This is a genomic window from Faecalibacterium sp. HTF-F, from assembly GCF_023347535.1.
In the GTDB taxonomy this organism is placed as follows: Bacteria; Bacillota; Clostridia; order Oscillospirales; family Ruminococcaceae; genus Faecalibacterium; species Faecalibacterium wellingii.
The window spans coordinates 1,883,240-1,906,442 of record NZ_CP094473.1; the positions used below are offsets into that span (position 1 = coordinate 1,883,240).

Genomic DNA, 23,203 nt, shown 5'->3' on the forward strand with positions numbered 1-23,203 from the left:
GGGAGAAAACAGCGCGGCCCGCCCTCCGGCAGGCAAGCCGCGCTGAAATGCGTTTTTAATGCTTAGTATTCTGCGCCCAGTGCTACCTTCATCATGTCGGTAAAGCTCTTCTGGCGCTGCTCGGCCGTGGTGATCTCCGGCGAGACAAAGCTGTCGGAAATGGTCAGCAGACAGGCAGCATTCTTGCCCAGCACCTGTGCATTGGCAAACAGAGCAAAGCTCTCCATCTCCACGCACAGGCATCCGCGCTCATCGCGCAGCTTTTCCCAGTAGGTGGGCTTCGCATCGGAGGGCTGACGGTAGAACACATCCGAAGAGTGGATGTTGCCCTCGATGAGGGGGATGCCCTGCTTTGCGGCAGATGCGCGCAGCTTGTCGTTCAGGCTCTGGCTGGGCAGCGTGAGGTCCCCTTCAAAGCCGCTCTGCACACGGGCATAGTTGCTCTCACTCACAGCACCGGCGGCCAGCACGGTGTCAAACAGTCTGGCCTTGTCGGTATAGCTGCCGGCAGAGCCAATGCGGACGATGTTCTCTACATCGTAGAACTTGAACAACTCATAGGAATAAATGCCAATGGACGGCATGCCCATGCCGCTGCCCATCACGCTGATGGGACGGCCCTCGTAGGTGCCGGTAAAACCCAGCATCCCGCGCACGCCGGTCACCTGACGGACATCCTTGAGGAAGGTGTCCGCAATGAATTTTGCGCGCAGAGGATCGCCCGGCATCAGGACGGTCTTTGCAAAATCGCCTTTTTCAGCACTGATGTGAGGGGTAGACATAAGATCATCTCTCCTTTTCTGTTACATAATACAGCAGATGGGCCTTCTCCGGAGAAAAAGCCCTCTGCAAACTTACCTATACTTGCTGCGGTTGAACACATTCTGCGGCGCGATGTAGCTGCCGTTGCGGCGGATCTCAAAGTGGCAGTGGTTGCCGCTGGAGCGTCCGGTGCTGCCCACATAGCCGATCAGCTGGCCCTGCTTGACCGACTGACCAGAGTGCACCGCCAGCGACAGACAGTGCGCATACACCGTGGTGTAGCCGCTGCCGTGGCTGATGATGACGGAGTAGCCGTAGCCCGTGCCGGCACCAGCCTTATTGTAGCCTGCCTTGGTTACAGTGCCGCCTGCCGATGCGTAGATGGGCGTACCCGCTGCAGCGCAGATATCCACGCCCTTGTGGCCGCTGCCGTACCAGCGCGAGCAGTAGCGGTAGCCGGGCACCGGCCAGATGAACTGACCGCTGCCGGTGATATAGGCGGTGCTGTTGGTCACCTTCTTGGTGCCCTTCACGATCTTTTCGGTGACAGGCTCCTGCACCACTTCCGTGCTCAGGATCTTCTGGGAAAGCTGGATGCCATCGGTGTTATAAACACGCTGCGCCGTGATCTGGCGCAGGCCGTTCACACCGTTCTGCACCGTTTTCTTGGTGCCCACCGTGTACTCGTTGGAGGTAGTGGTCTCGGTGGAGTAGGGGATCTCTTCCTGCCATGTTTCCACCTTGGTGATGCGCACTTCCAGCATGGCTTCCTGCTTGGTGACGATCAGTTCATCCCCTGCCTGAATGTTGGAGTTTTCATTTAACTGTGCGCCTTTGAAGCTGGGGTTCAGCTCACACAGCTCCCGGAAGGTCAGATCGTTTTTCTGGGCAATGCTCCACAGCGTATCGCCCATCTGCACAGTATAGATCTTTTCCTGCTGCTGCACACCGGAAAGCTGCTGCTCCACATCCGCTTCGTTCTGGAAGCTGTCGTTGAAGTAGATACCGTTCTCCAGCGTAACTTCCTTATTGAAGCCCACGGTCATATTGGAATTTTCGGGGTCTTCATAGGGTTCCAGCAGGCTGCTCAGGTAGCTTTGCAATGCTGTGCCGTCATTGCACACGGCGGTCAGCTCGCCGTCCAAGTACAGGGCTGTGCCCTCGCTGATCTGGTCGCTGGCGCTCTTCAGGATGGCGTCTGCCATTTCGTTTTCGTCCAGGGTCTTATGGGCCACGGTAACGGTGTAGGTAGGTTCCACGGTCCACTCCGTATGGTCGGTGCCGGCGTAATTGATACGCTCCTGCACTGCCTCGCGGGCCGAGTTGAACACGTCCTCGTTGGCCACATAGCCCACGGTCTGGCCGTTCACCTGCACTTCCAGCGCGTAGGGCTGGCGGATAGTATTGTTGAACACAGTCACCATGACTGCCAGTGCACACACCGGCAGCACATACATGGCCATCCGCGGCAGGGTCCTGATATTGCGGCGCACGCCGCTGGTCAGATAATGTACACTTTCGCGGCAGGCCACGGCAAAGCCTTTTTCTTTGCGCACCCGATGGGCGTGGACCAGCAGGGAGCCGCAGCCCCGGAAAAACAGCCAGATGGGCCCGAACAGATCCCGGAACATCTGTGCAGCGCCCGGGAATGCGATGGCTGCCGTATTCCTCAACAATGCCGCAGCAGAGTGCCACAGCCACAGCCAGCTGCTGCGCAGGCCGCGTCCGGTGCGGACGAATACATACTCGGTGGAGTAGCCCAGTGCATACAGCGCCTCGCCAATGACCGGAACGGCAGCGTTCTGGGCGATCTTTCTGCTGAAATTGCTTACACGATTCTGCGTTTTACGGCGCAGCCGATGCCGGTGCAAAAGCCCCATGCACTGCAACTGTGCCCAAAGGGAGCGCAGCTTCTGTCCCCACTTGGGCTTTGCCGGTGAGGCAGGCTGCTGCTCCTTTGTTTTATCTTCGATCAAAAGGTCTTTCTCCTTCCTTGCCGCCAGTGCACACAGCGGTGCGGGGGTAAGACGGCGGCGGTCTGAAACGTGCGCAGCCTTTCCAGCGGCTCCGCGCACGCAGTTATCTTATTTTATTATACACCCTGTCGGCATTGAAACAAGCATTGTCACAAAATTTGGCAGGTTCTTTCACTTACTTTTCACCAAAAAGCTGTTTCATGTCCTGCGGCAGGGGGCTTTCCACCGTGACCACCGTGCTGTGCTCACGCACCGGCACCTGCACACGGATGCCGTCCGGCTGTCCGACATACATCGGTACCTGAAAGCTCTGCCTTGCGCAGTGCAGCGCCTGACGGCCAATGCGTGCTCTGCTTCCGCCGTAAAGATCATCCCCCGCCAGCGGGTGTCCGATGGACGCAAAATGCACCCGGATCTGGTGCGTGCGGCCGGTCACCGGCACACAGGCGGCAAGGCTCAGGCCGTTTTCTGCCTTTAATATGGTATACTCGGTACGGCTGGGCTTGCCATCCGGGGTCACACACCGCCCGATAACGCTCTCGGCCTGACGGCCAATGGGCGCATCGATCACGCCCGGGCCCAGCGGCAGCTCTCCCTCCACAACGGCATAGTAGAGCTTTTCCACATTCCGGGCCAGCAGCGGCGCAGCGTAGGCGTGCTTCGCAGCCAGAACAAGGCCGCTGGTGTCCTTATCGATGCGGTTCACCGGGCGGAACACCGGGCTGATGCCCTGCTGCGCGGCCCATGCCGCATAGCCGTTGGCAAGGGTATCGCAGGGGTAGTTCAGGGTGGGGTGCACGGCCAGATGAGGCGGCTTTTCCAGCACCACCGCAAACGCATCCTCATAGACCACCTTTACCGGGATCTCCGGCTGCGGGGCCACGCCGTCTCCCTCCGGCGGCAGCTCAAAGGACACCACCTGCCCCGGGTAGACCCGGCGGTTGGCAAGGACAGGCTCCCCTTCTGCAAAGAAGCCGCTGCCCCGGAACTTGACTGCACGGGCAAGCTCGGTGGAGACGGCACACTGGCGCAGAAAATTGCGCACAAGCACGCCGTCCTGCGTCTGCGGTGTCTGCGGCACGGTAAATTCCAGCTGTATACGCCCCACCCCCTGTGCAAAAAATATATGAATATTATACCAAAAAACGCTTCTACTTGCAAATCCTGCTTTTTTATGGTATCATGAGGAGCGGAAAACGAGTGGAACATACGGCGGCGGGGCGGCTTTGACCGCTCTGAGGAAAGTCCGGGCCTCACAGAGCACGGTAACTGCTAACGGCAGCCGAGGGTGACCTTAGGGAAAGTGCAACAGAAAACAAACCGCCGCAGCAATGCGGTAAGGATGAAACGGCGAGGTAAGAGCTCACCAGCGCATGGGTGACCATGCGGCTTTGTAAACCCTACCGGAAGCAACGCCTATATGGGACGTACAGCGCTGCTCGCGTGTCCCGAAGGCGGCACGAACCTGTCAGCAATGGCAGGTCTAGACAGATCGTCGTTTAATACAGAACCCGGCTTACGGTCTATCTCGTTTTCCATTTCTCAGTCTTTGCTTCCCGCACATTTTTGTGTGGGATTTTTTATTTTTTGTCTTGCCCGCTTTCTCCGTCGGGAGCGGGCGATGCTGTTTTGTTTTTGTCATTGTTCTTTTACTTCCCGTTTGGGTCTGTTTGTGGTATACTATGTGCACTGCAGGAAATTGCAGTCAACTTAGAAAGACAGGATGTGAAAACCTCCGATGAAAGATGGTTTTTTGAAAGCAGCCGCCCTTTCTCCCGCACTGCGGGTGGCCGACTGCGCCTATAACGTCCGGCAGATCACCGAGGCTCTGCGCAAGGCCGCAGCTCGCGGCGTGAAGCTGGCCGTGTTCCCCGAGTTCTGCCTGACCGGCTATACCTGCGGCGACCTGTTTCTGCAGCGTACTCTGCAGACCGGCGCGCTGGACGCTTTGAGCGCCCTGCTGGCTGAAACGCAGGAGCTGGACGTGGTGGCTCTGGTCGGCCTGCCGCTGCTGGTGCACGGCAAGCTGTACAACTGCGCCGCCGTGCTGTGCCATGGCAGGATCCTGGGCCTTGTGCCCAAGACCTATCTGCCCAACTACGGCGAGTTCTACGAAAAGCGCCAGTTCACCCCGGGCAGCACCGAGGTGGAGCTGACGGAGGTGTGCGGTCAGCAGGTGCCCTTTGGCACCTCCCTGCTGTTCCGCTGCCGCCAGATGCCCAGCTTTGTGCTGGGTGTGGAGATCTGCGAAGATCTGTGGAGCGCCCTGCCGCCCTCCACCTTCCATGCGCTGGCCGGTGCGACCGTGATCGCAAACCTTTCCGCCAGCGATGAGACCGTTGGCAAGGCCGAGTACCGCCGGGCGCTGGTGTCCAACCAGTCTGCCCGCCTGCTGTGCGGCTACCTTTATGCTTCCGCCGGGCACGGTGAGAGCACGCAGGACATGGTGTTTGCCGGGCATGACCTCATTGCCGAGAACGGCACCGTCCTCTCTGAGAACGCCCCCTTTGACGGCGGTTGTGCCGAGACCGAGATCGACTGCCAGCGCATGGAAGCCGAGCGTGCCCGCAACACCAGCTTTGAGCCGGCCGGTGAGGGCTACCAGACCGTGGAGTTTGATCTGGAGCCGGTGGAGACCGTGCTGACCCGCTGGATCGATCCCGCGCCCTTTGTGCCCGGCGACCCCAAGCGCCGCGCTGAACGCTGTGAGCTTATTTTGAAGATGCAGGCGGACGGCCTTGCCAAGCGACTGGATCACGCCCACGCCAAAACGGCGGTCATCGGCATTTCCGGCGGGTTGGACAGCTGTCTTGCGCTGCTGGTGGCCGTGCGTGCCATGAAGCAGCTGGGCCGCCCCGCCCGGGATGTGCTGGCTGTGACCATGCCCTGCTTCGGCACCACGAAGCGCACCCGCAGCAATGCAGAGATCCTGTGCGATGAGCTGCAGGTCTCCTTTAAGGAGATCGATATCGCCAACACCGTGCACAGCCATTTTGCGGACATCGGTCAGGATGAGAGCGTGCTGGACGTCACCTTTGAAAACGGACAGGCCCGCGTGCGCACGCTGGAGCTGATGGATACCGCCAACCGCACCGGCGGTCTCGTGGTGGGCACCGGCGACCTTTCGGAGCTGGCGCTGGGCTGGGCCACCTACAACGGCGACCACATGAGCATGTACGGCGTCAACGCCGGTGTGCCCAAAACGCTGGTACGCCACCTTGTGCGCTACGAAGCCGACATTGCCGCCACCGATGCCCTGCGCACGGTGCTGCTGGATATTCTGGACACCCCTGTCTCCCCGGAGCTGCTGCCCGCCAAGGACGGCGAGATCGCACAGAAGACCGAAGACCTTGTGGGTCCCTATGAGCTGCACGATTTCTACCTGTATCAGGTGCTGCGCTTCGGCTTTGGCCCGGCCAAGATCTTCCGGCTGGCAAAGGCTGCATTCGCAGGCCGGCCGGAGTACCCGGACAGTGTGCTGTACAAGTGGCTGCGCAACTTCTACTGGCGGTTCTTTGCCCAGCAGTTCAAGCGCAGCTGCCTGCCCGACGGCCCCAAGGTGGGCAGCGTGACCCTTTCGCCCCGCGGCGACTGGCGGATGCCCAGCGATGCCTGTGCTGCACTGTGGCTGGCTGAGCTGGAACAATTACAGATCAAGGATTAACGCATGAAAAACAAAAAGCTGCTTACCAATCTTCTGTTTGCCGTGGTCATTCTGGCCATTGCCGCTGTGCTGCTGGTGGTACGCCGCGTGCACGCTTCCGGCTCCGGACTGCGGGCCGAGCTGATTTACGGCGACAACAACACCACCATGAACCTGCCGCTGGACGTGGATGAGACCTATGATGTGGACACCGGTTACTATACCGTCCACATCCAGATCAAGGACGGTGCAGCCCGGTTTGTGGATTCGCCCTGCCCGGATCACATCTGTGAAGGCTTCGGCTGGCTTTCCAACGAGGATCAGACCGCCACCTGCCTTCCCGCCCGTGCAGTGCTGACCATTGTACCTGTTTCCTGACAAAAAGGAGTGGTTTTGAATGATGGATGAAAACGATCGTTCCCACGAAGATTACCGTTCTCTGCGGCACATCAGCCGCAAGGAAGGCTCTGAGGATACTGCGCCCATTGAGGTGGACAGCTCGGCGTTCTTTTCCGAGACTCCTCCGGAACCGCCGCAGACCCCGCCGCCCAAGCGTCCTTCCGCCCAGAAGCCCACGCACAAGCATCACGATGCACCGGTACCGCCGCAGGCGCATCCGCCCGTGGACGGAGCCGTGGCCGTACCTTCCAAATGGGGGAATATTTTGCTGATCTTACAAGGCCTTTTAAGTGTTCTGTCTCTGGTGCAGCTGTGGCGCACCCAGATGCTTCCGGTTCTGTATCTGGTCATTCTGGCCGCGCTGCTGGCGCTGCTGTGGCTGCTGGTAAAGCGCTGTCAAGAGTACAACGTTCCCGGCAAGGTTGCCCGGGTGTTCTCGGTGTTCCTGTGCGCCGCCATGGCGCTGGGCTGCTTCTGGGCTCAGCAGGGCCTTTCCGCTCTGGGCAGCATGACCTCCGGCCTGCTCACCGGTGCCGAGGCCAACAAGATCACCAAAGAGCCCTTTGTGATCTACCTCAGCGGTGTGGATACCCGCGGCGAGCTGACGGAAAATGCCCGCAGCGACGTGAACATCCTTGCTGCCGTGAATCCTGTCACCAAGCGGGTGGCCCTCGTCAATACGCCCCGCGACTATTACGTAGACCTTGCCGGCACCGACAGCAAGGACAAGCTGACCCACGCCGGTCTGTACGGCGTGGAGACCAGCATGGAAACGTTGGGCAACCTGTACGGCGTCAACGTGGATCATTACATCCGCATCAACTTTGCAGGCTTCATCAGCATCATCGATGCGCTGGGCGGCGTGGATGTCTACTCCGATCAGGCGTTCACCTCGGTGGGCAGCCCCGGATACTACGATCCCACCACCTTTGTAGAGGGCTGGAACCATCTGGACGGTAAGTCCGCACTGGCCTTTGCCCGCGAACGCCACGCCTTTGCGTCCGGCGATATCCAGCGCGGCATCAACCAGATGAAGGTGATCGATGCCATGCTGAACAAGATCAAGTCCCCTGCCCTGCTGATGGGCTTTTCCAAGATCATGGATGCCGCCTCCGACTGCTTTGTGACCAGCTTTTCACAGGATCAGATCAGTGCGCTGGTGCGGATGCAGCTGAGCGACTTTGCCGAGTGGGATATTGAAAGCTATACCGTCACCGGCACAAGCTCCAGCAGCACCAAGTGCTACTCTGCCAAGGGACAGAAGCTCTACGTCATGAAGCCGGACGATTCTTCTGTAAGCAAGGCCAGGGAAATGATCGCGTCCGTGATGGGCGGTGAGGGCACCGTTGCCGACACCACCCAGAAGCCGGAAAAGACCGAGGTGTTCACCCCCACCACCGACCCGAACGCCGCTGTTTCGGAGGTGCCTGCCGAGAGCGTTCCCGAGGAAGTGCCCGCCGAGAGCGTGCCGGAAGAGACCGTCCCGGCCGACCAGCCTGCAGATGCAGAGCAGCCTGCCGACACCCAGACGCCGGAGCCGGAAGCTCCCGCCGAGGGTGAGACCGGCGGGGACACACCTGCCGAAGCCCCGTCTATCTCCCTGCCCACGCAGGAAGAGGTGGAACAGGCTGCATCGTCCATCTACAATGCGGCTTCCTCCATCTGGGGTGCCATTCAGGATGCCGCATCTCAGCAGAACGACGCGGCCTGACGATTTGAAATCTCCTCTGCGCAAGCTCCGGACTCTATAGCGGAAATATTATTTTATTTGCAAAACAGGAAACGACTGCGGTCATTTCCTGTTTTGCTTTTTCACCAGAAAGGCCGTGCCGCTGAACCGCATAAAAATGCCGCCTGCATCTTGAACCAATGCAGGCGGCTTTCTCATTTTATAAAATCATTACGCTTTGATCTCATTCCAGACGCTCTTGCCATCCAGACTGGAAGCATCCACATCCAGATACTCGCAGATGGTCTGGGCAATGGTGCCAAAGCACAGACGGGTGCCAAGGTCAACGCCGGGCTTCACGCCCTTGCCGCAGATCAGGTACGGCACATACTCGCGGGTGTGGTCGGTGGTCTTGGTATAGGACGGGTCACAGCCGTGGTCAGCCGTCACCATCAGGAGATCGCCCTCCCGCATTCCGGGGATGAAGTCTGCCACGAACCTGTCGAACTCCGTAGCAGCGGCGGCATAGCCCGCCACATCACGGCGATGGCCGTAGAGCATATCGAAGTCCACCAGATTTACAAAGGCAAGGCCCTCAAAGTCGCGGGTCTGCAGTGCCTTGGTGAAGGCGATGCCGTTGGTATTGCCGGTGGTCTTGATCTTCTCGGTCACGCCCTCGCCGTCAAAGATATCGAAGATCTTGCCCACGGCGATGACATCCCTGCCCGCGTCCTTCAGCAGATCCAGCATGGTGGCGCGGGGCGGCTTCAGGCTCAGATCGTGGCGGTTGGTGGTGCGGTAGAAGGTGTCGGCAGTATGGCCCAGGAAGGGGCGTGCGATCACGCGGCCCACACCGTACTCGCCCTTGAGCATTTCGCGGGCGATCTCGCAGTAGCGGTAAAGCTCATGCACCGGCACCAGCTCTTCGTTGGCAGCCACCTGAAATACGCTGTCGGCACTGGTGTAGACGATAAGGGCGTTTTCTTTCATGGCCTGCTCGCCGTAATCCTTCAGCACCTGCGTACCGGAATAGGGCTTGTTGCACAGCACCTTGTGGCCGGTCTTTTCCTCAAACTCGTGGATGAGCGCCTCCGGGAAGCCCTCCGGGAAGGTGGGCAACGGCTTGGGGCTGACAACGCCCGCGATCTCCCAGTGGCCGATGGTGGTATCCTTGCCCATGCTCTGCTCCTGCAGGCGGGCAAAGGAGCCGATGGGTGCATCGGTCTTTTCGCCTGCCGTGACGCCATCGATGTTGAACATGCCCAGCCTGCGCAGATTGGGGCAGTTGAAGTTGGGATGCTTTGCAATGGCGCCCAGGGTGTTGGTGCCCTCGTCGCCAAAGGCGGCGGCATCCGGCTCTGCACCGATTCCAAAGCTGTCAAGGACGATCAGAAAAACACGCTTCTCCATATCGTTTTTTCTCCATTTCCTCCGGAGCATGCCCCGGATAAGTGATACTATCTTTACTTATCATTATAAGCAAATCCCGCACCGGATGCAAGCTTTTTCGCCCTCCCGCAAATATCCGTCATTTTCACCAAAATGTTCGTCATTTTGTTCACGAATCGACCGGGCGTTTTTTCATTTTTGAGCGTAAATACGTCATTCCGTGGTAAAGATTTCTTGACCGCCTAAAAAATTCAGCCATAGCGCAAAGTTTTCCTTGCCCTATTGTATCCCAGCGGATATAATAATAGATGGAAAAGTTTTGAACCACAGGATTTTTCCGCTTTTGTACCACAGCACGGGATTTTTCCCGTTGGCCGCGCGCAGCTGTCTGTATGACAGTGGACAGCCTGCCGCAAAATAGAGAATGTGAAGTAGTAGTTGGAGGTAGTAAAAGTATATGAGAAAAACAAAGATCATCTGCACTCTGGGCCCGTCCACCGATCAGGAAGGCGTTCTGCGCGAGCTGGTCGCCAACGGCATGAACGTTGCCCGTTTTAATTTTTCCCACGGCTCTCACGAGGAGCATCTGGGCCGCTTTGAAAAGCTGAAGGCCATCCGTGAAGAGCTGGGCAAGCCGGTCGCTGCCCTGCTGGACACCAAGGGCCCCGAGATCCGCCTGAAGGACTTCAAGAACGGCACCGAAATGCTGGAAGCAGGCCAGACCTTCACCCTGACCACCCGGGATGTGGAGGGCACCAAGGAGATCTGCTCCATTACCTATAAGGACCTGCCGCAGGATGTGCAGCCCGGCGGCACCATCATGCTGGACGACGGCCTGATCAAGCTGCAGATCGTCACCGTGAATGATACTGACATCGTCTGCAAGGTGCTGAACAACGGCAAGATCAAGAACAAGAAGGGCGTCAATGTACCCGGCGTGCACCTGTCCATGCCGTATATGAGCCAGCGTGACCGCGACGACATCATCTTCGGCGCACAGCAGGGCTTCGACTTCATCGCTGCTTCCTTCGTGCGCACCGCACAGGATGTGTACGACATCCGCAACCTGCTCAACGAGTACGATTCCGACATCCGCATCATCGCCAAGATCGAGAACCGTGAGGGCGTGAACAACATCGACAGCATTCTGGCTGCAGCCGATGCCGTCATGGTGGCCCGCGGCGATCTGGGCGTTGAGATCGACTTTACCGAGCTGCCCGGCATCCAGAAGAACATCATCGAGCGCTCCTTCTCCTTTGGCAAGCCCATCGTCACCGCTACCCAGATGCTGGACAGCATGATCGTGAACCCCCGCCCCACCCGTGCCGAGATCTCCGACGTGGCAAATGCCATCTACGACGGCACCTCTGCCATCATGCTTTCCGGCGAGACTGCTGCCGGTGCTTATCCGGTGGATGCTCTCAAGACCATGTCTGCCATTGCTGAGCGCACCGAGCAGGAGAACCACGCCCGCTTTGTCCCCCTCACCGAGAACACCGGCAAGATCAGCGTGAGCGATGCAACTGCACACGCTGCCTGCCTGACCGCCAAGGACGTGAACGCCGCAGCCATCGTTACGGTGTCCGAGTCCGGCAACACCGCCCGTCTGCTGAGCAAGTATCGCCCGGAGCAGCCCATTATCGCCTGCGTGATGAAGGAACAGGTACAGCGTCAGCTGGCCCTGAGCTGGGGCATCACCCCGCTGATGATGCCTCTGGCACACAGCACCGATGAGCTGATCGAAATGTCCACCTCTCTGGCCAAGGAGAACGGCTACCTGCACAACGGTGAGCTGGCAGTCGTGACCGCAGGCGTGCCCGTGGGCGTGTCCGGCACCACTAACATGATCAAGATCCACATGGTGGGCAACTGTCTGGCTACCGGCGTGGGCGTTGGCCGCGAGAATGCCGATGTGACCAGCGCCACCGGCAAGGCCTGCGTCTGCCGCACTCTGGAAGAGGTGCGTGCAAAGTTCAAGCCCGGCATGGTGCTGGTGGTCCCCGCTACCAGCAACGAAATGCTGAGCTATGTGCGTGATGCCGCCGCTCTGGTGGTGGAAGAGCCGGGCCTGAACAGCCATGCCGCCATTGCCGGCAAGGCCCTGCTCAAGCCCACCGTCGTGGGTGCTGCCGGTGCCACCAGCCACATCCGTGACGGCCTGATGGTCGCTGTGGACTGCGCGCACGGCAGCGTGCAGCGCCTGCAGGCATAAGCCAAAGGAGAAAAACTCATGGAACGCATTGCAAGCTTCTGTGTTGACCATACCAAGCTGGACCGCGGCATGTATCTGAGCCGTCAGGACGGCGATGTTCTTACCTGGGACATCCGCATGAAAAAGCCCAATCACGGCGACTACCTGACCACCGGTGCCGCCCACACGCTGGAGCATCTGTTTGCCACCTATGCGCGCAACAGCGCCTTTAAAGACAGCGTGATCTACGTTGGCCCCATGGGCTGCCGCACCGGCTTCTATCTGCTCACCCGCGGCCTGACTCCCGCCGAGGCACTGGAGCTGACGGTGGAGTCCTTCCGCTTCATGGCTGGCTTTGAGGGCGCAGTGCCCGGTGCCAGCGAAGTGGAGTGCGGCAACTACCGCGATATGGACCTGCCCGCTGCCAAGGCCGAAGCCGCTGCCATGCTGCCGGTGCTGGAAGCACTGACCGGCGACGAGCTGCATTACTAAGCTATCTTCACCCTTCAAATTCATCATCATAAAAAGCGCTCTCCCACCGGGTTTCCGTTGGGAGAGCGCTTTCGTTTTATTCGGTTCTTAAAGGCTATCCAATGCCTGCCGTGCAGCACGGACGTTTGCTTCGCTGGTCTGCCACACCTCAAACTCCGAAAAGCCGGGCAGGCCCATGGGCACGCCCTCGCGCCGGAAGGTCATGCGGCTTTGCAGCACCTGTTTGCCGGAAAGGTGAAATGCCCGCACACCGGTCTGCGCGGCCAGCACCGGGATGTTCTGTGCCGAGACCCCGGCACCTGCCAGAATCTCCACATCCTTCCCTGCCCGCTCTGTCAGCTGCCGCAGCAGTGCAGCGCCCTGCGGCGCGCTGGCCGCCTGTCCGCTGGTGAGGATGGTACAAAGGCCCATCTCCCGGGCTGTTTCCAGCGCAGCAAAGGGGTCCGCGCAGACGTCAAAAGCGCGGTGCAGGGTACACGCCACCGGACGGCCCGCCTTCTCTGCTGCCTTGCGTGCCGCCGCATAGATGGGCTGCATGGCTCCTGCATCCAGCACACCCTCCGGGGTCAGCACACCGGTCACGATGCCGTCTGCCCCGGCTTCCACCAGCTCTGCGGCCAGCTGTTCCATCTGGGCAAGCTCATAGCTGTCATAGCAGAAATCGCCAAAGCGGGGCCGCAGCAGCGCCCGCACCGGCAGGCCGGTCTCTGCCTTGACCTGCTGCACCAGCGTCAGGCTGGGCGTTGTACCGCCAACGATGAGGTCGGCACACAGTTCCAGCCGGTCGGCACCGCCGCGCTTTGCCGCCAGCGCACTGGCGGTGCTGTCCACACATACTTCCAGAACGGAACGCATGATAATTCCTCCTTTTTTGCCGGATGGCTCTCCGGCGCTTTGTTTTATTCTACCACATTTTTCCGGTTTGTAAAATTATTTTATTGTGCTCCGGCGATGTAGCAGCAAAAAGGCTACGGCCCGGGTCTTATCCCTGCCGCAGCCTTTGTTGTTTTTGTTCAGATCAGGCCAAGCGCCTTGAACTCCTTTGCAATGCCGTCCTCATATACCGAGGGCGCAATGCGGTCACAGCGCTTTTTCAGTGTTTCAGAGCCATTGGCCATACACACGCTGATGCCTGCCACATCGGTCATCTGCAGGTCATTATCGCTGTCGCCAAAGCCAATGGTATCTGCCAGCGTACAGCCCAGATGGTCACAGATGGCCTTGATGCCGGTGCCCTTATCAAATTTGCGGTTGATGAGCTCACCATTCACAAAGCCATCGGTCAGGCTGTCCAGCTTGCTCTCGCAGAACACGAACTGATCCGCATAGAGCCGCTTTGCCTCGGCAAGGTCGCTTTCGTGGTCGGCAATGAATACGATCTTATACAGCGGTTCCCCTTTGTAATCGGAAAGCGGCAGGATGGACATACCCTCTTCCATGGCTTTGCGCCAGCGCTCTGCTTCGCTGTTCAGCGGTGCTCCGTTCTTTTGGTGGATAAAGCTCCACCTTTGGGTCATTTTGACACCGCCAAAAGTAGCATCCCGGGCTTCCAGCGTGCACTCCACGCCATGGCGTTCCAGCGCCGCGCGCACGCCTTTGGCCTGCTGCGGCTCCATGGGGATATCCACCAGAGTCTTGCCATCGCACAGCACATAACCGCCTGCACTGCATACCGCGCCCGCAAAGCAGCCGTGGCGCAGCAGCGGCTCGGTCATGCGGTGGTTGCGGCCGGTGCACAAAAACAGCCTGTGCCCGTTTGCTTTGGCGCAGTCCAGTGCGGCCAGTGTGCTTTCCGGGATCAGCATATCCCCCGGCGGCAGCAAGGTACCGTCAATATCCAGAAAAATCAATCTGTGATCCATATCATCCTTACCCTCTGTTTACAGAGAACCGCGCTCCACTACCTGATACCCCAGCGTCACCTGACGCACCGGGCCGCCATGTTCCTTCTCTTCCAGCATCTGCAGCAGGATCCGGGCGGCTTCCTGCCCCACCTGCTTCTGATAAAACCGCACCGTAGCCAGACCCGGGTCGGTCACATTGCCCGCCCAGCTGTCGCCAATGCCGGCAAGGCCCACATCCCGGCCGATCTGCCGTCCTGCCTGCTTGAGCGCATGCATGGCGCCAAAGGCCACCGTATCGGTCACGCAGACCACACCATCCAGAAACGGGCAGCGGGTCAGCAGCTCCTGCATACAGCGCTGCCCCTCTTCCACGGTGAATGCATTGCAGCAGATGCGGGGCAGCTGGTCGCCGTCCAGCCCTGCGTCCCTCAAGGCATCCTGCACGCCTTCCCGGCGCTGGATGCCGGTGGCATCGTCCCGTTCGGAGCCGCCAATATAAACGATCCTTCTGCGGCCATGCTCCAGCATCCGCTGGGTCAGCTCCCGGGCGGCGGTATGGTCATCGTTGTACACGCAGGCCACGTCCGGAAAACGCTGGCCTGTGACCACCACCGGCACACTGCAGTTTTTCAGCGCCTGTGCCAGCTGAGGGGTATAGTAGCTGCCCAGCAGGATAATGCCCGCCACGTGGTTGCGCTGCATGGCAGTCAGATAGCCCAGCTCCCGCTGGGCGTCCAGCTCGGTGTTTCCCAGCAGCAACAGATAGTTTCTGGCATCCAGCTCACTGGCGATCCCGGCGGTGAGCTGCCCGACCGACTGGGAGCCGATGCTGGGGGCGATCACGCCGACCTGATTCACTTTGCCGGTGCGCAGAGTCTGAGCGGTCGTATCGGGGCGGTAGCCGGTCTTCTCCACGACCTCCCGGATGATGGCACGCTTCTGCTCGCTCAGAGGCCCGCCGTTCAGGTAACGGCTGACGGCCGCACTGGACACGCCAGCCATTTTTGCAATATCACTGATGGTCATATTCGCGGTACTTCTCTCTTTTGGGGTGCATTGTTGTGTGTAAACGTTTTCACGCTTATTATAAACCGCTTTCACCCATCCTGCAAGATGCGCTTTTTCCGGTTTATCCCGGAATGCGATTTGTTTTTTTATCAACCGTGCACAAAAGACAGCCTTTTCTCCCGGCGAAAAGCGACCATTTTTTTCAAAACAGACGGGTCACACTGCACCCATGCTCCAGGCACGCACCAGCAGCCCCAGCACCAGCGCTGCCAGCAGCACGATCATGACTGTCTGATTGCCGGAATTTTTTCGTTTCTTTTTACAATTTGTATTTCCACGGCCCTTTGCAGAGCTGCTGCGGCCGGAATTGCCGTGCGCTGCCGTTCTCTTGCCGGAAGAGCGGCTGCTGCCTGTTTTGCGGCTCTGGGCGCTTCCGTGCTGGTTCTGTCTTGTGCTCTGGCGGGATGTACTGCGGGCGGCAGGCTTTTCTTCAGCCGGTGCACGGCTGGATGCAACAGGCTCCTTTGCCCCGCAGCGGGACAAAAACTCCTCTGCCTGACGGTAATAGCGGGCCAGCTCGTTTTCCCGGAAGGCCGTGCCCGCATAGGCATCCTCCAGACATTCGATGGCTTCGTTGAACAGGATCGCCGCCTGCGCCGCATCGGTTTGGTCGGTGGCGTGGGCTGCTTCGTTGCGGGCCGTGCGCACGGTGTTGCAGGCGCGGCGGGCTGCACCCGGGCTGCTGGTGTTTCCCAGCAGATCCAGAGGCTTTTCCGCATCCTTTTCCGGGTCCAGCAGCACACGCATACAGATGGTGGTGTCCAGCTGCTGCCAGCTGCTCTTGCCGGAAAGATCCGGCATCCGGTCATAGTAGTCCGGGCTTTCCTGCTGGCGCTGGGCAATATGGTCAAGCAATGCGCCCAGACTGTTGGAGCCGGGCTTGTGCTCCCAGTGCCAGCGCAGCAGGCGGCGGCTGATCTCATCACAGGCGGTCTTGATCTCAAAAGCGGCCTGTAAGGCTTCTTCCGGCATAGTCGGGTTCTCCCTTCTGATATGCAAAAAGCGGAGAAGGCAGATCAGCCCTCTCCGCTGCTGTTTGTGTTTACAGTACGAACTGATAGTACACGAAGCCGCACAGCGCCACAGCCGCACAGATGACGGCAGTGATGGGCGGCACCCAGCGGATCAGCGTTTCTGCCACGCTGTCGCGCTCGTCCTCGTACTCCTCATTGTCCTCATAATCAGGCTCCGGCTGCTGGGCCGCCGGCTGTGCACGGCGGGAGGCGGCAGGCATCACACGGGTGCCTTCCTCTGCCTGTGCACGCGCTGCCCTGTCCGGGAACTGTTCCCGCATTCCGTCATCCAGCATACGGGTCGGCTCTGCAGCAGGCTCCTGCGGCTGCGGGCGGCGCGGTGCGCCCATGATGCGGGTGGGCTCCTCCTGTGCCGGCTGCACAGGGGCGGCTCCCATGATACGGGTCGGCTCTTCCTGTTCCGGCTGCGGCGCCAGAGGAGTTTCCAGCTCCGGCTCGGTCTGGGCAGGCTGTTCCGGCTGCAGCAGGGTGTTCAGCGCATTCTGCAGCAGGATGCGATCACAGCCACACTCCGAGCAGTAAACGGTGTCTTCTTCCTTGGGATGGAACGCACCGCAGGCGCAGTACCAGCCGTTTTCAAACACCTGAGGCTGATACTTCAGCTCCGGGCGGTTCATGCGGACCTCCAGCGCCTTTTCCAGCTCTGCGGACAGGCGCTTGGGGGCAGGCAGGCGCACGCGCTTGATGGCATCCAGATGCACCACCCGCTTGCCGTTGTACACATTGCACAGCGAAACATCCACGCTGGTGATCGCCTTGGAGGTAACGAACACGGCATCGTCCATGCCAAACATTTCGCCGGGCTTCACTTCCAGATCGCGGTACTCGAACCGGTCTTCGCACAGGATCACACCGTCCACGCCCTTGCACTTGAAGTGGATCTCCAGCGCAGTCAACGTCACCTTGGAAATGTTCTTGAAGGTCAGGCAGACCGCGTGCTCACCGCTGACATCCCCCTTGAGCAGCTCCACGCAGACGAACTGCACCGGACTGCCGGGGGTGTAATAGTTTGCGCGGGTCCGTGCGACCGGGTTAAAATTTTCCTCCACGACACTCGCTCCTTTCCATTTGGATCAAATCAGTTCTGCGGGTCCTGTGCATCCGGCGTTTCCGGTGCAGCGGTCTCCGGCAGCGGCTGGGCCGTTTCGGCCTGTTCGGCAGGCTCCGCAGCTTCTGCAGGCTGCGCCTGCTCTGCGGTCTCGGCCGGTGCAGCCTGCACGGTCTGCTCCGGCTCATCCCCTTCACGCGGGGGCAGGGTGCCGCCGGCCATGATGGTGTTGAACTCCTGCTCGTTGAGCTTTTCGCGTTCCATCAGAGCCTTTGCCAGCGCGTGCAGCTGATCGATGTGCTCGGTCAGGGTGCGGCGGCAGGTCTCGTAGGCTTCGTCGATGATATCCCGCATCTCGCCGTCGATCTCGGCAGCAGTGGTCTCGCTGTAGCCCTTGCCCTGACCCAGATCGCGGCCCAGGAAGGTCTCCTCCTGCGAGGTGCCGTACACCACAGGGCCGAGCCTCTCCGAGAAGCCGTACTTGGTGATCATCTGGCGGGCAATGTTGGTAGCCTGCTGCAGATCATTGGAGGCACCGGTAGAGATATCCTCCAAAATCAGCTGTTCGGCCACGCGTCCGCCCAGACTGGAAACGATATCCTCGAACATTTCGCCCTTGGTCACATAGCTGCGGTCTTTCTCGGGCAGATACATCGTGTAGCCGCCTGCCTGACCGCGGGGGATAATGGTGATCTCGTGCACACGGGGATGATGCTTGCAGTAGAAGCCCGCCACCGCGTGGCCTGCCTCATGGTAAGCAGTCAGCTTCTTTTCCTCGGGGGTCACAACGCGGCTCTTCTTTTCGGGGCCGGCCATGACCTTCATGGAAGCTTCCTCGATATCCTCCATGGTAATGGCCTTGCGGTTGCGGCGTGCAGCCAGCAGGGCCGCTTCGTTGACAAGGTTCTCAAGATCTGCGCCCGCAAAGCCTGCGGTGCGCTGTGCAATGACCCTGAGAGAGACATCCGGGGCCAGCGGCTTCTTTTTGGTGTGGACCTTGAGGATCTCCTCACGGCCCTTGACATCCGGCAGGCCCACATAGACCTGACGGTCAAAGCGGCCCGGACGCAGCAGAGCCTTATCCAGAATGTCGGCGCGGTTGGTGGCCGCCATGACGATGATGCCGTCGTTGGCCTCAAAGCCGTCCATTTCCACCAGCAGCTGGTTCAGGGTCTGCTCGCGTTCATCGTGGCCGCCACCCAGACCGGCACCACGCTGACGGCCCACAGCATCGATCTCATCAATGAAGATGATGCAGGGCATGGACTTCTTGGCCTTATCGAACAGATCACGCACACGGGATGCACCCACGCCGACATACATTTCCACAAAATCAGAGCCGGAAATGGAATAGAACGGCACACCGGCCTCACCGGCGCAGGCACGGGCCAGCAGGGTCTTACCGGTGCCCGGAGGGCCTACCAGCAGCACGCCGTGGGGAATGCGGGCACCCAGAGTGTTGAACTTTTCGGGGCTCTTGAGGAACTCCACGACCTCTTTCAGCTCTTCCTTTTCCTCGTCCTCACCGGCAACATCGGCAAAGGTAGCCGTCTTTTTGTTCTCGTGCTCATCCTTCACCTTGGCCTTGCCAACGTTCATGATCCCGCCGCCGCCAGCGCCGCCGCGCATCATGGAGAAGAGCAAAAAGCCGGTGCAGCCCAGCATTGCCAGATAGAACAGGATCTCCATCCATGGGATGCTTTCCTTGACAGGGGTATAATCGTACACCATGGGAGCATCCGGGTTTGCTTCGTCATAGGCGGCAATGTAGTCGCCCACATACTTGACGAACATGGAGGCATAGGGCAGCTTGTAGCGCACCGTCACAGTGCCGTCGCTGTTCTTCTGCGCAGCGGATGCAGTGCTGTCCGAGGAGGACAGCATCCCGCTCAGCAGGCCGCCGGTAGCCTGTGTGGTGCTCGGGGCCGTGGTATCCGGCAGGGGCAGGTTATTTTTGCCGCCTTCCTTGAGGTTCATGGTGATGACGCCGGTGTTCAGGTCCAGCGAGAACTGCGTGACCTGCAGGCTTTCAAAGTAATGCACCACCGTGGAATACTCCATGGAAGAGCTGCCGGCAGAGCCGGTGCCGCCCAGCACCGACCAGACCATCAGCACCGCCGCCAGCGCCAGCGCCAGGATCAGCGGATTGAAACGGGGTCTCTTGGATTGCAAAAAAATCAACTCCAGTTCTTGGATGAATTATAGTGTGAGAAATCACTTCTCGTAGACTTCAGGCTTGAGCACACCCACATAAGGCAGGTTGCGGTATTTTTCATCGTAGTCCAGACCGTAGCCCACCACGAACTCGTCCGGTACCTGGAAGCCCTCGTAGTCGGGCTGGATATCGGCCTTGCGGCGGCTGGGCTTGTCCAGAATGGTGCAGATCTTCACCGAGTTGGGGTTGCGCATCTTGAGCATGGGCACAAGGTTCGAGAGGGTGACGCCGGTATCCAGAATATCCTCCACGATCAGCACATCCTTGCCGGACAGATCGCCGTCCAGATCCTTGATGATCTTCACAAGGCCGCTGGTAACGGTGTTGCTGCCGCCGTAGCTGGACACCACCATAAAATCGATGCTGCACGGAATGCTCACCGCACGCATCAGGTCGGCCATAAACACCACCGAACCCTTGAGGATGGACACCAGAACAAGGTTTTTGCCCTCGTAGTCCCTGCTGATCTGTGCACCCAGCTCAGCCACCTTTGCCTTCAGCTCTTCTTCACTGACCAGAACGTTCTTGATATCATCATGCATGCTCATGATAGTTCCTCCCTATGTTCCATTTCCATCTGCAGCACCTGTGCAGTGCCCTCGTCCGGGGCAAGGCCCTCTGCAAAGCCTGCACCGCAGACCCAGAGCACCTCGCTGCCCGCCGCCAGCAGCGGCAGCTGGTCGCGCATCTGCGCGGGGATTCCCGCTTCGTTCATCCACTTGCGCAGCCGGTTGTGCACACTTCGTCCCGCCGGGCGGTAGACATCCCCCGGCTGGCGGGTGCGCAGAACAAGACCAGCATACAACGTAGTTATTCTAGCATAATCCGCCTGATTTTTTAAGTCTTTTTTATGAACGACTTGTATTTTTTCTTCAAAATCAGCCGTAAAAAGCTCTGCAGTCACCTTCCAGCCGCCTGCAAAGCCGTATTCTGCCTGTTTTTCCGGCACAAAAGGCCAGCTTTCGGGCTGCGGCGCGGTCTGCCTCTGCGGCAGCTCCGGCACCTCTTCCTGCCAGAAAAAGCCATTCCCTGCACAAAAGCGCACCCGGCCGGTCAGCTGCACCGCGCCGCTGCCGCGCCGCACAAGGGCGCACAGCAGCTGCACATATTTTTCCTCTGCGTCCCGCACAGGGGCCGTCAGCGAATGCATGGCCGCTTCCAGAACAGGCGCATCCGCAGCGGAAAGCGGGCCCAGCCGCCACACCCTGCAGGCGTCCGGGGCCCTGATGCCGGCCTGGGTCCCATCCAGACGCGCAGCGGAAAGCAGTTCCTGCGCTTTCCGGGCAAAGTAGTCATCCGCCCGGGCCGCTTTTTCGCAGAAGCGGGCAAGGTTTTCCACCGCTGCGCCGTTGGTGCTCTGCAGTGCAGGCAGTGCCGCACGGCGCACCCGGTTGCGGGCATAGGCATCGGTCTCGTTCGTCTCGTCCGTCACCCAGCGCTGCCCGGCTGCACGGCAGAAGCTTTCGGTATCCTGCCGGGTAAGGGGCAGCAGAGGCCGCAGATAAGGCCCGCGTCTGGGCCGGATGCCTGCTGCGCCGTGCATCCCCGTGCCCCGGGCCAGACGCAGCAGCAGGGTCTCCGCCTGATCATTTGCAGTATGGGCTGTTGCAACGGCGTCTATCCCCTCCCTGCACAAACGCGCAAAGCAGGCGTAGCGCAGGCGGCGGGCCCAGTCCTCCCCGGCATGTTCCGGCACAGGGCCAAGCTCTTCCGCATGGAACACCCGCAGCGGCACGCCCAGACGGGCGCATTCAGCACGCACAAAAGCTTCGTCCCGGTGGGCGCTCTCACCCCGCAGGCCATGGTTCACATGGCAGGCAGAAAGCACAAATCCGAACTCCGGCTGCAGGGCCAGCAGGATGCGCAGCAGCGCCATGCTGTCTGCCCCGCCGGACACTGCCGCCGCCAAATGCAGCTCATGCAGCGGGGCACCCGGGGTCAGCAGTGCTTCCCGCAGACAGTATTCCCGCACCCGGGCAAGGATCGTTTCGTTTTCCATCAGCGTTTGAAGTCCACATCCATAAAGCGGGTGTGGGCACCATCCCAGCCCAGCGGCACCGTGCTGGTCTCGCCATGACGGTTCTTTGCCACGATGCACTCGGCGGTATCGGCGTCCACCTCCGCGCCGTCCGGGTTCTGGCTGGCATAGTAGGAATCGCGGTACAGAAACAGAACGCAGTCGGCGTCCTGCTCGATGGAGCCGGAGTCGCGCAGGTCGGAAAGCTGGGGCCGGTGGCTGGAGTTGTTGCCCTGTTTTTCCACCGCACGGGACAGCTGGGAAAGCGCGATGATGGGCACATTCATCTCCTTCGCCATGATCTTGAGGTTTCGGGTAATGGAGCTGATCTCCTGCACGCGGTTCTCGCTGCGCTGGCCGGTGGTCATCAGCTGCAGATAGTCGATGACGATGAGGCCCACGTTCGGGCGGGTGGGGTCCTGATTCACCCGGCGGATCTTTGCCTTCATCTCGGTGATGGTGATGCCGGAGGTATCGTCCATATAGATGGGTGCATCGTGCAGCTTTTCGGTGGCAAGAGCCAGATACTCCCAGTCCTCGGCACGCAGGGCGCCGGTGCGGAAGGCCTGACTGTCGATGCCGGCTTCGGCAGAAAGGATACGGTTGGTCAGCTGTTCCTTGGTCATTTCCAGACTGAAGATCGCCACCGGGACCTTTTGCTGCATGGCCACGCGGGTGGCAATGTTCAGCGCAAAACTGGTCTTGCCCATACCGGGGCGGGCCGCAAGGATGATGAGGTCGCCGCGGCCAAGGCCGGTGAGCACCGTATCCAGCAGGCGAAACCCGGTGGGGATGCCCTTGTATTTGTCTGCATCCGGGCCGCTGATCTTCTGCAGGTTGGTCAGGGTCTCCACCATGCTGGAGGAAAGCGGTGTCAGTGCGCTGGAATCGCGGCCGGAGCGGATCTCATAAATGCGCTGTTCCGCGTTTTCCAGCAGCAGGTCGGCGTCCTGCTCATCTCCGGCATCCTGCAGGATGTCCTTTGCCACCCCCATCAGCTGGCGCACCAGATACTTTTCCTGCACGATCTGGGCGTAGGCCTTCACATTGGAGATGCTGGGCACCGTCTCGGCAAGGCCGGTCAAGTAGACCTTTGCTTCGTCGGCACTGGGGAACACGCCGTCCGAGATCACCGCGTCCAGCAGGGTAACAAAGTCGATGGTCTGGTCGGCGGTGAACAGCCGCAGCATCTCCGAATAGATCTGCGCGTTCTGCCGGGTATAGAACATCTCCGGCCGGATGATCTCCACCAGATCGGTCAGAGTCTCGGGTTTGAGCAGCACCGCGCCCAGCACGCTCTGCTCTGCCTGCATGTTATAGGGCAGGTTGATGCCCACACTTTCCAGATTCAGTTCATTGGAATAACGTCGTTCATTCGGCATGGTCATTTATCCTTTTGCGTTTTTGCTGAAAAGCCAAAAAGCGCCCCCTGCTGTGAGGGGGCGCAGATGGCAGA

18 protein-coding genes and 1 other RNA gene are annotated in these 23,203 nt (G+C 59.8%); 6 read left to right on the top strand and 13 right to left on the bottom strand.

The window, feature by feature from the left end; all coding sequences use genetic code 11:
- Positions 1 to 62 precede the first annotated feature (62 nt).
- The 3 genes from deoD to MTP37_RS08985 all read right to left on the bottom strand — a co-directional run bounded on the left by deoD (position 63) and on the right by MTP37_RS08985 (position 3,819).
- Positions 63 to 782: a purine-nucleoside phosphorylase gene (gene deoD / locus MTP37_RS08975; RefSeq protein WP_249236974.1), complete on the bottom strand. Its 720-nt coding sequence runs from the start codon at positions 780 to 782 to the stop codon at positions 63 to 65.
- Positions 783 to 854: 72 nt separating this feature from the next.
- The gene (locus MTP37_RS08980) at positions 855 to 2,738 is read right to left on the bottom strand and encodes a M23 family metallopeptidase (RefSeq protein WP_249236975.1); all 1,884 of its coding nucleotides are present in this window, start codon (positions 2,736 to 2,738) and stop codon (positions 855 to 857) included.
- Between the two features lie 175 nt (positions 2,739 to 2,913).
- Positions 2,914 to 3,819 carry an RluA family pseudouridine synthase gene (locus MTP37_RS08985; RefSeq protein ID WP_249236976.1) on the bottom strand — a complete coding sequence of 302 codons (906 nt, stop codon included), beginning with the start codon at positions 3,817 to 3,819 and terminating at the stop codon, positions 2,914 to 2,916.
- Between the two features lie 116 nt (positions 3,820 to 3,935).
- On the opposite strand from MTP37_RS08985, the gene rnpB reads away from it, so the two are divergent.
- The 4 genes from rnpB to MTP37_RS09005 all read left to right on the top strand — a co-directional run bounded on the left by rnpB (position 3,936) and on the right by MTP37_RS09005 (position 8,491).
- Positions 3,936 to 4,273: RNase P RNA component class A (rnpB, locus tag MTP37_RS08990), an RNA gene on the top strand.
- 203 nt (positions 4,274 to 4,476) lie between these two features.
- A complete protein-coding gene (locus MTP37_RS08995; protein WP_249236977.1) occupies positions 4,477 to 6,402 on the top strand; it encodes an NAD(+) synthase in 1,926 nt (641 codons plus the stop codon).
- A 3-nt stretch (positions 6,403 to 6,405) separates the two neighbouring features.
- Entirely contained in the window at positions 6,406 to 6,759 is a 354-nt protein-coding gene (locus MTP37_RS09000) for a NusG domain II-containing protein (protein WP_005940047.1), read from the top strand.
- 19 nt (positions 6,760 to 6,778) lie between these two features.
- Positions 6,779 to 8,491, top strand: a complete 1,713-nt coding sequence (locus tag MTP37_RS09005; RefSeq protein WP_249236978.1) for an LCP family protein — start codon at positions 6,779 to 6,781, stop codon at positions 8,489 to 8,491.
- A 189-nt stretch (positions 8,492 to 8,680) separates the two neighbouring features.
- Here the strand turns inward: MTP37_RS09005 and MTP37_RS09010 are convergent, their stop codons facing one another.
- The gene (locus MTP37_RS09010; protein ID WP_249236979.1) at positions 8,681 to 9,859 is read right to left on the bottom strand and encodes a phosphopentomutase; all 1,179 of its coding nucleotides are present in this window, start codon (positions 9,857 to 9,859) and stop codon (positions 8,681 to 8,683) included.
- Between the two features lie 436 nt (positions 9,860 to 10,295).
- On the opposite strand from MTP37_RS09010, the gene pyk reads away from it, so the two are divergent.
- Positions 10,296 to 12,050, top strand: a complete 1,755-nt coding sequence (gene pyk, locus MTP37_RS09015) for a pyruvate kinase (protein WP_249236980.1) — start codon at positions 10,296 to 10,298, stop codon at positions 12,048 to 12,050.
- Positions 12,051 to 12,068: 18 nt separating this feature from the next.
- Positions 12,069 to 12,521 carry an S-ribosylhomocysteine lyase gene (locus tag MTP37_RS09020; RefSeq protein ID WP_249236981.1) on the top strand — a complete coding sequence of 151 codons (453 nt, stop codon included), beginning with the start codon at positions 12,069 to 12,071 and terminating at the stop codon, positions 12,519 to 12,521.
- Between the two features lie 87 nt (positions 12,522 to 12,608).
- Here MTP37_RS09020 and MTP37_RS09025 read toward each other — a convergent pair whose 3' ends face one another.
- From MTP37_RS09025 to dnaB, 9 genes are all read right to left on the bottom strand, one after another.
- Positions 12,609 to 13,376 (bottom strand): copper homeostasis protein CutC, encoded by a 768-nt coding sequence (locus tag MTP37_RS09025; RefSeq protein ID WP_249236982.1) that lies wholly within the window; start codon positions 13,374 to 13,376, stop codon positions 12,609 to 12,611.
- A 158-nt stretch (positions 13,377 to 13,534) separates the two neighbouring features.
- Positions 13,535 to 14,383 (bottom strand): HAD family hydrolase, encoded by an 849-nt coding sequence (locus tag MTP37_RS09030; RefSeq protein WP_249236983.1) that lies wholly within the window; start codon positions 14,381 to 14,383, stop codon positions 13,535 to 13,537.
- A gap of 18 nt (positions 14,384 to 14,401) precedes the next feature.
- Positions 14,402 to 15,391: a LacI family DNA-binding transcriptional regulator gene (locus MTP37_RS09035; protein ID WP_249236984.1), complete on the bottom strand. Its 990-nt coding sequence runs from the start codon at positions 15,389 to 15,391 to the stop codon at positions 14,402 to 14,404.
- Positions 15,392 to 15,589: 198 nt separating this feature from the next.
- A complete protein-coding gene (locus MTP37_RS09040; RefSeq protein WP_249236985.1) occupies positions 15,590 to 16,405 on the bottom strand; it encodes a hypothetical protein in 816 nt (271 codons plus the stop codon).
- Positions 16,406 to 16,475: 70 nt separating this feature from the next.
- Positions 16,476 to 17,516, bottom strand: coding sequence for a hypothetical protein (locus tag MTP37_RS09045; RefSeq protein ID WP_249236986.1), 1,041 nt, complete (start codon positions 17,514 to 17,516; stop codon positions 16,476 to 16,478).
- A gap of 29 nt (positions 17,517 to 17,545) precedes the next feature.
- The gene (gene ftsH, locus MTP37_RS09050) at positions 17,546 to 19,696 is read right to left on the bottom strand and encodes an ATP-dependent zinc metalloprotease FtsH (RefSeq protein ID WP_249236987.1); all 2,151 of its coding nucleotides are present in this window, start codon (positions 19,694 to 19,696) and stop codon (positions 17,546 to 17,548) included.
- A 33-nt stretch (positions 19,697 to 19,729) separates the two neighbouring features.
- Positions 19,730 to 20,278 carry a hypoxanthine phosphoribosyltransferase gene (hpt, locus tag MTP37_RS09055; RefSeq protein WP_249236988.1) on the bottom strand — a complete coding sequence of 183 codons (549 nt, stop codon included), beginning with the start codon at positions 20,276 to 20,278 and terminating at the stop codon, positions 19,730 to 19,732.
- Positions 20,275 to 21,729 (bottom strand): tRNA lysidine(34) synthetase TilS, encoded by a 1,455-nt coding sequence (gene tilS, locus MTP37_RS09060; protein WP_249236989.1) that lies wholly within the window; start codon positions 21,727 to 21,729, stop codon positions 20,275 to 20,277. Before tilS ends, hpt begins: the two co-directional genes overlap by 4 nt.
- The gene (dnaB, locus tag MTP37_RS09065; RefSeq protein WP_249236990.1) at positions 21,729 to 23,129 is read right to left on the bottom strand and encodes a replicative DNA helicase; all 1,401 of its coding nucleotides are present in this window, start codon (positions 23,127 to 23,129) and stop codon (positions 21,729 to 21,731) included. The genes tilS and dnaB overlap by 1 nt, the downstream gene beginning before the upstream one ends.
- Positions 23,130 to 23,203: the final 74 nt, after the last annotated feature.

Coding starts and splice junctions, on each gene's coding strand:
- deoD (WP_249236974.1), bottom strand. CDS start 782: ATGTCTACCCCTCACATCAGTGCTGAAAAAGGCGATTTTGCAAAGACC.
- MTP37_RS08995 (WP_249236977.1), top strand. CDS start 4,477: ATGAAAGATGGTTTTTTGAAAGCAGCCGCCCTTTCTCCCGCACTGCGG.
- MTP37_RS09000 (WP_005940047.1), top strand. CDS start 6,406: ATGAAAAACAAAAAGCTGCTTACCAATCTTCTGTTTGCCGTGGTCATT.
- MTP37_RS09005 (WP_249236978.1), top strand. CDS start 6,779: ATGATGGATGAAAACGATCGTTCCCACGAAGATTACCGTTCTCTGCGG.
- MTP37_RS09010 (WP_249236979.1), bottom strand. CDS start 9,859: ATGGAGAAGCGTGTTTTTCTGATCGTCCTTGACAGCTTTGGAATCGGT.
- pyk (WP_249236980.1), top strand. CDS start 10,296: ATGAGAAAAACAAAGATCATCTGCACTCTGGGCCCGTCCACCGATCAG.
- MTP37_RS09020 (WP_249236981.1), top strand. CDS start 12,069: ATGGAACGCATTGCAAGCTTCTGTGTTGACCATACCAAGCTGGACCGC.
- MTP37_RS09025 (WP_249236982.1), bottom strand. CDS start 13,376: ATGCGTTCCGTTCTGGAAGTATGTGTGGACAGCACCGCCAGTGCGCTG.
- MTP37_RS09030 (WP_249236983.1), bottom strand. CDS start 14,383: ATGGATCACAGATTGATTTTTCTGGATATTGACGGTACCTTGCTGCCG.
- MTP37_RS09035 (WP_249236984.1), bottom strand. CDS start 15,391: ATGACCATCAGTGATATTGCAAAAATGGCTGGCGTGTCCAGTGCGGCC.
- MTP37_RS09040 (WP_249236985.1), bottom strand. CDS start 16,405: ATGCCGGAAGAAGCCTTACAGGCCGCTTTTGAGATCAAGACCGCCTGT.
- hpt (WP_249236988.1), bottom strand. CDS start 20,278: ATGAGCATGCATGATGATATCAAGAACGTTCTGGTCAGTGAAGAAGAG.
- tilS (WP_249236989.1), bottom strand. CDS start 21,729: ATGGAAAACGAAACGATCCTTGCCCGGGTGCGGGAATACTGTCTGCGG.
- dnaB (WP_249236990.1), bottom strand. CDS start 23,129: ATGCCGAATGAACGACGTTATTCCAATGAACTGAATCTGGAAAGTGTG.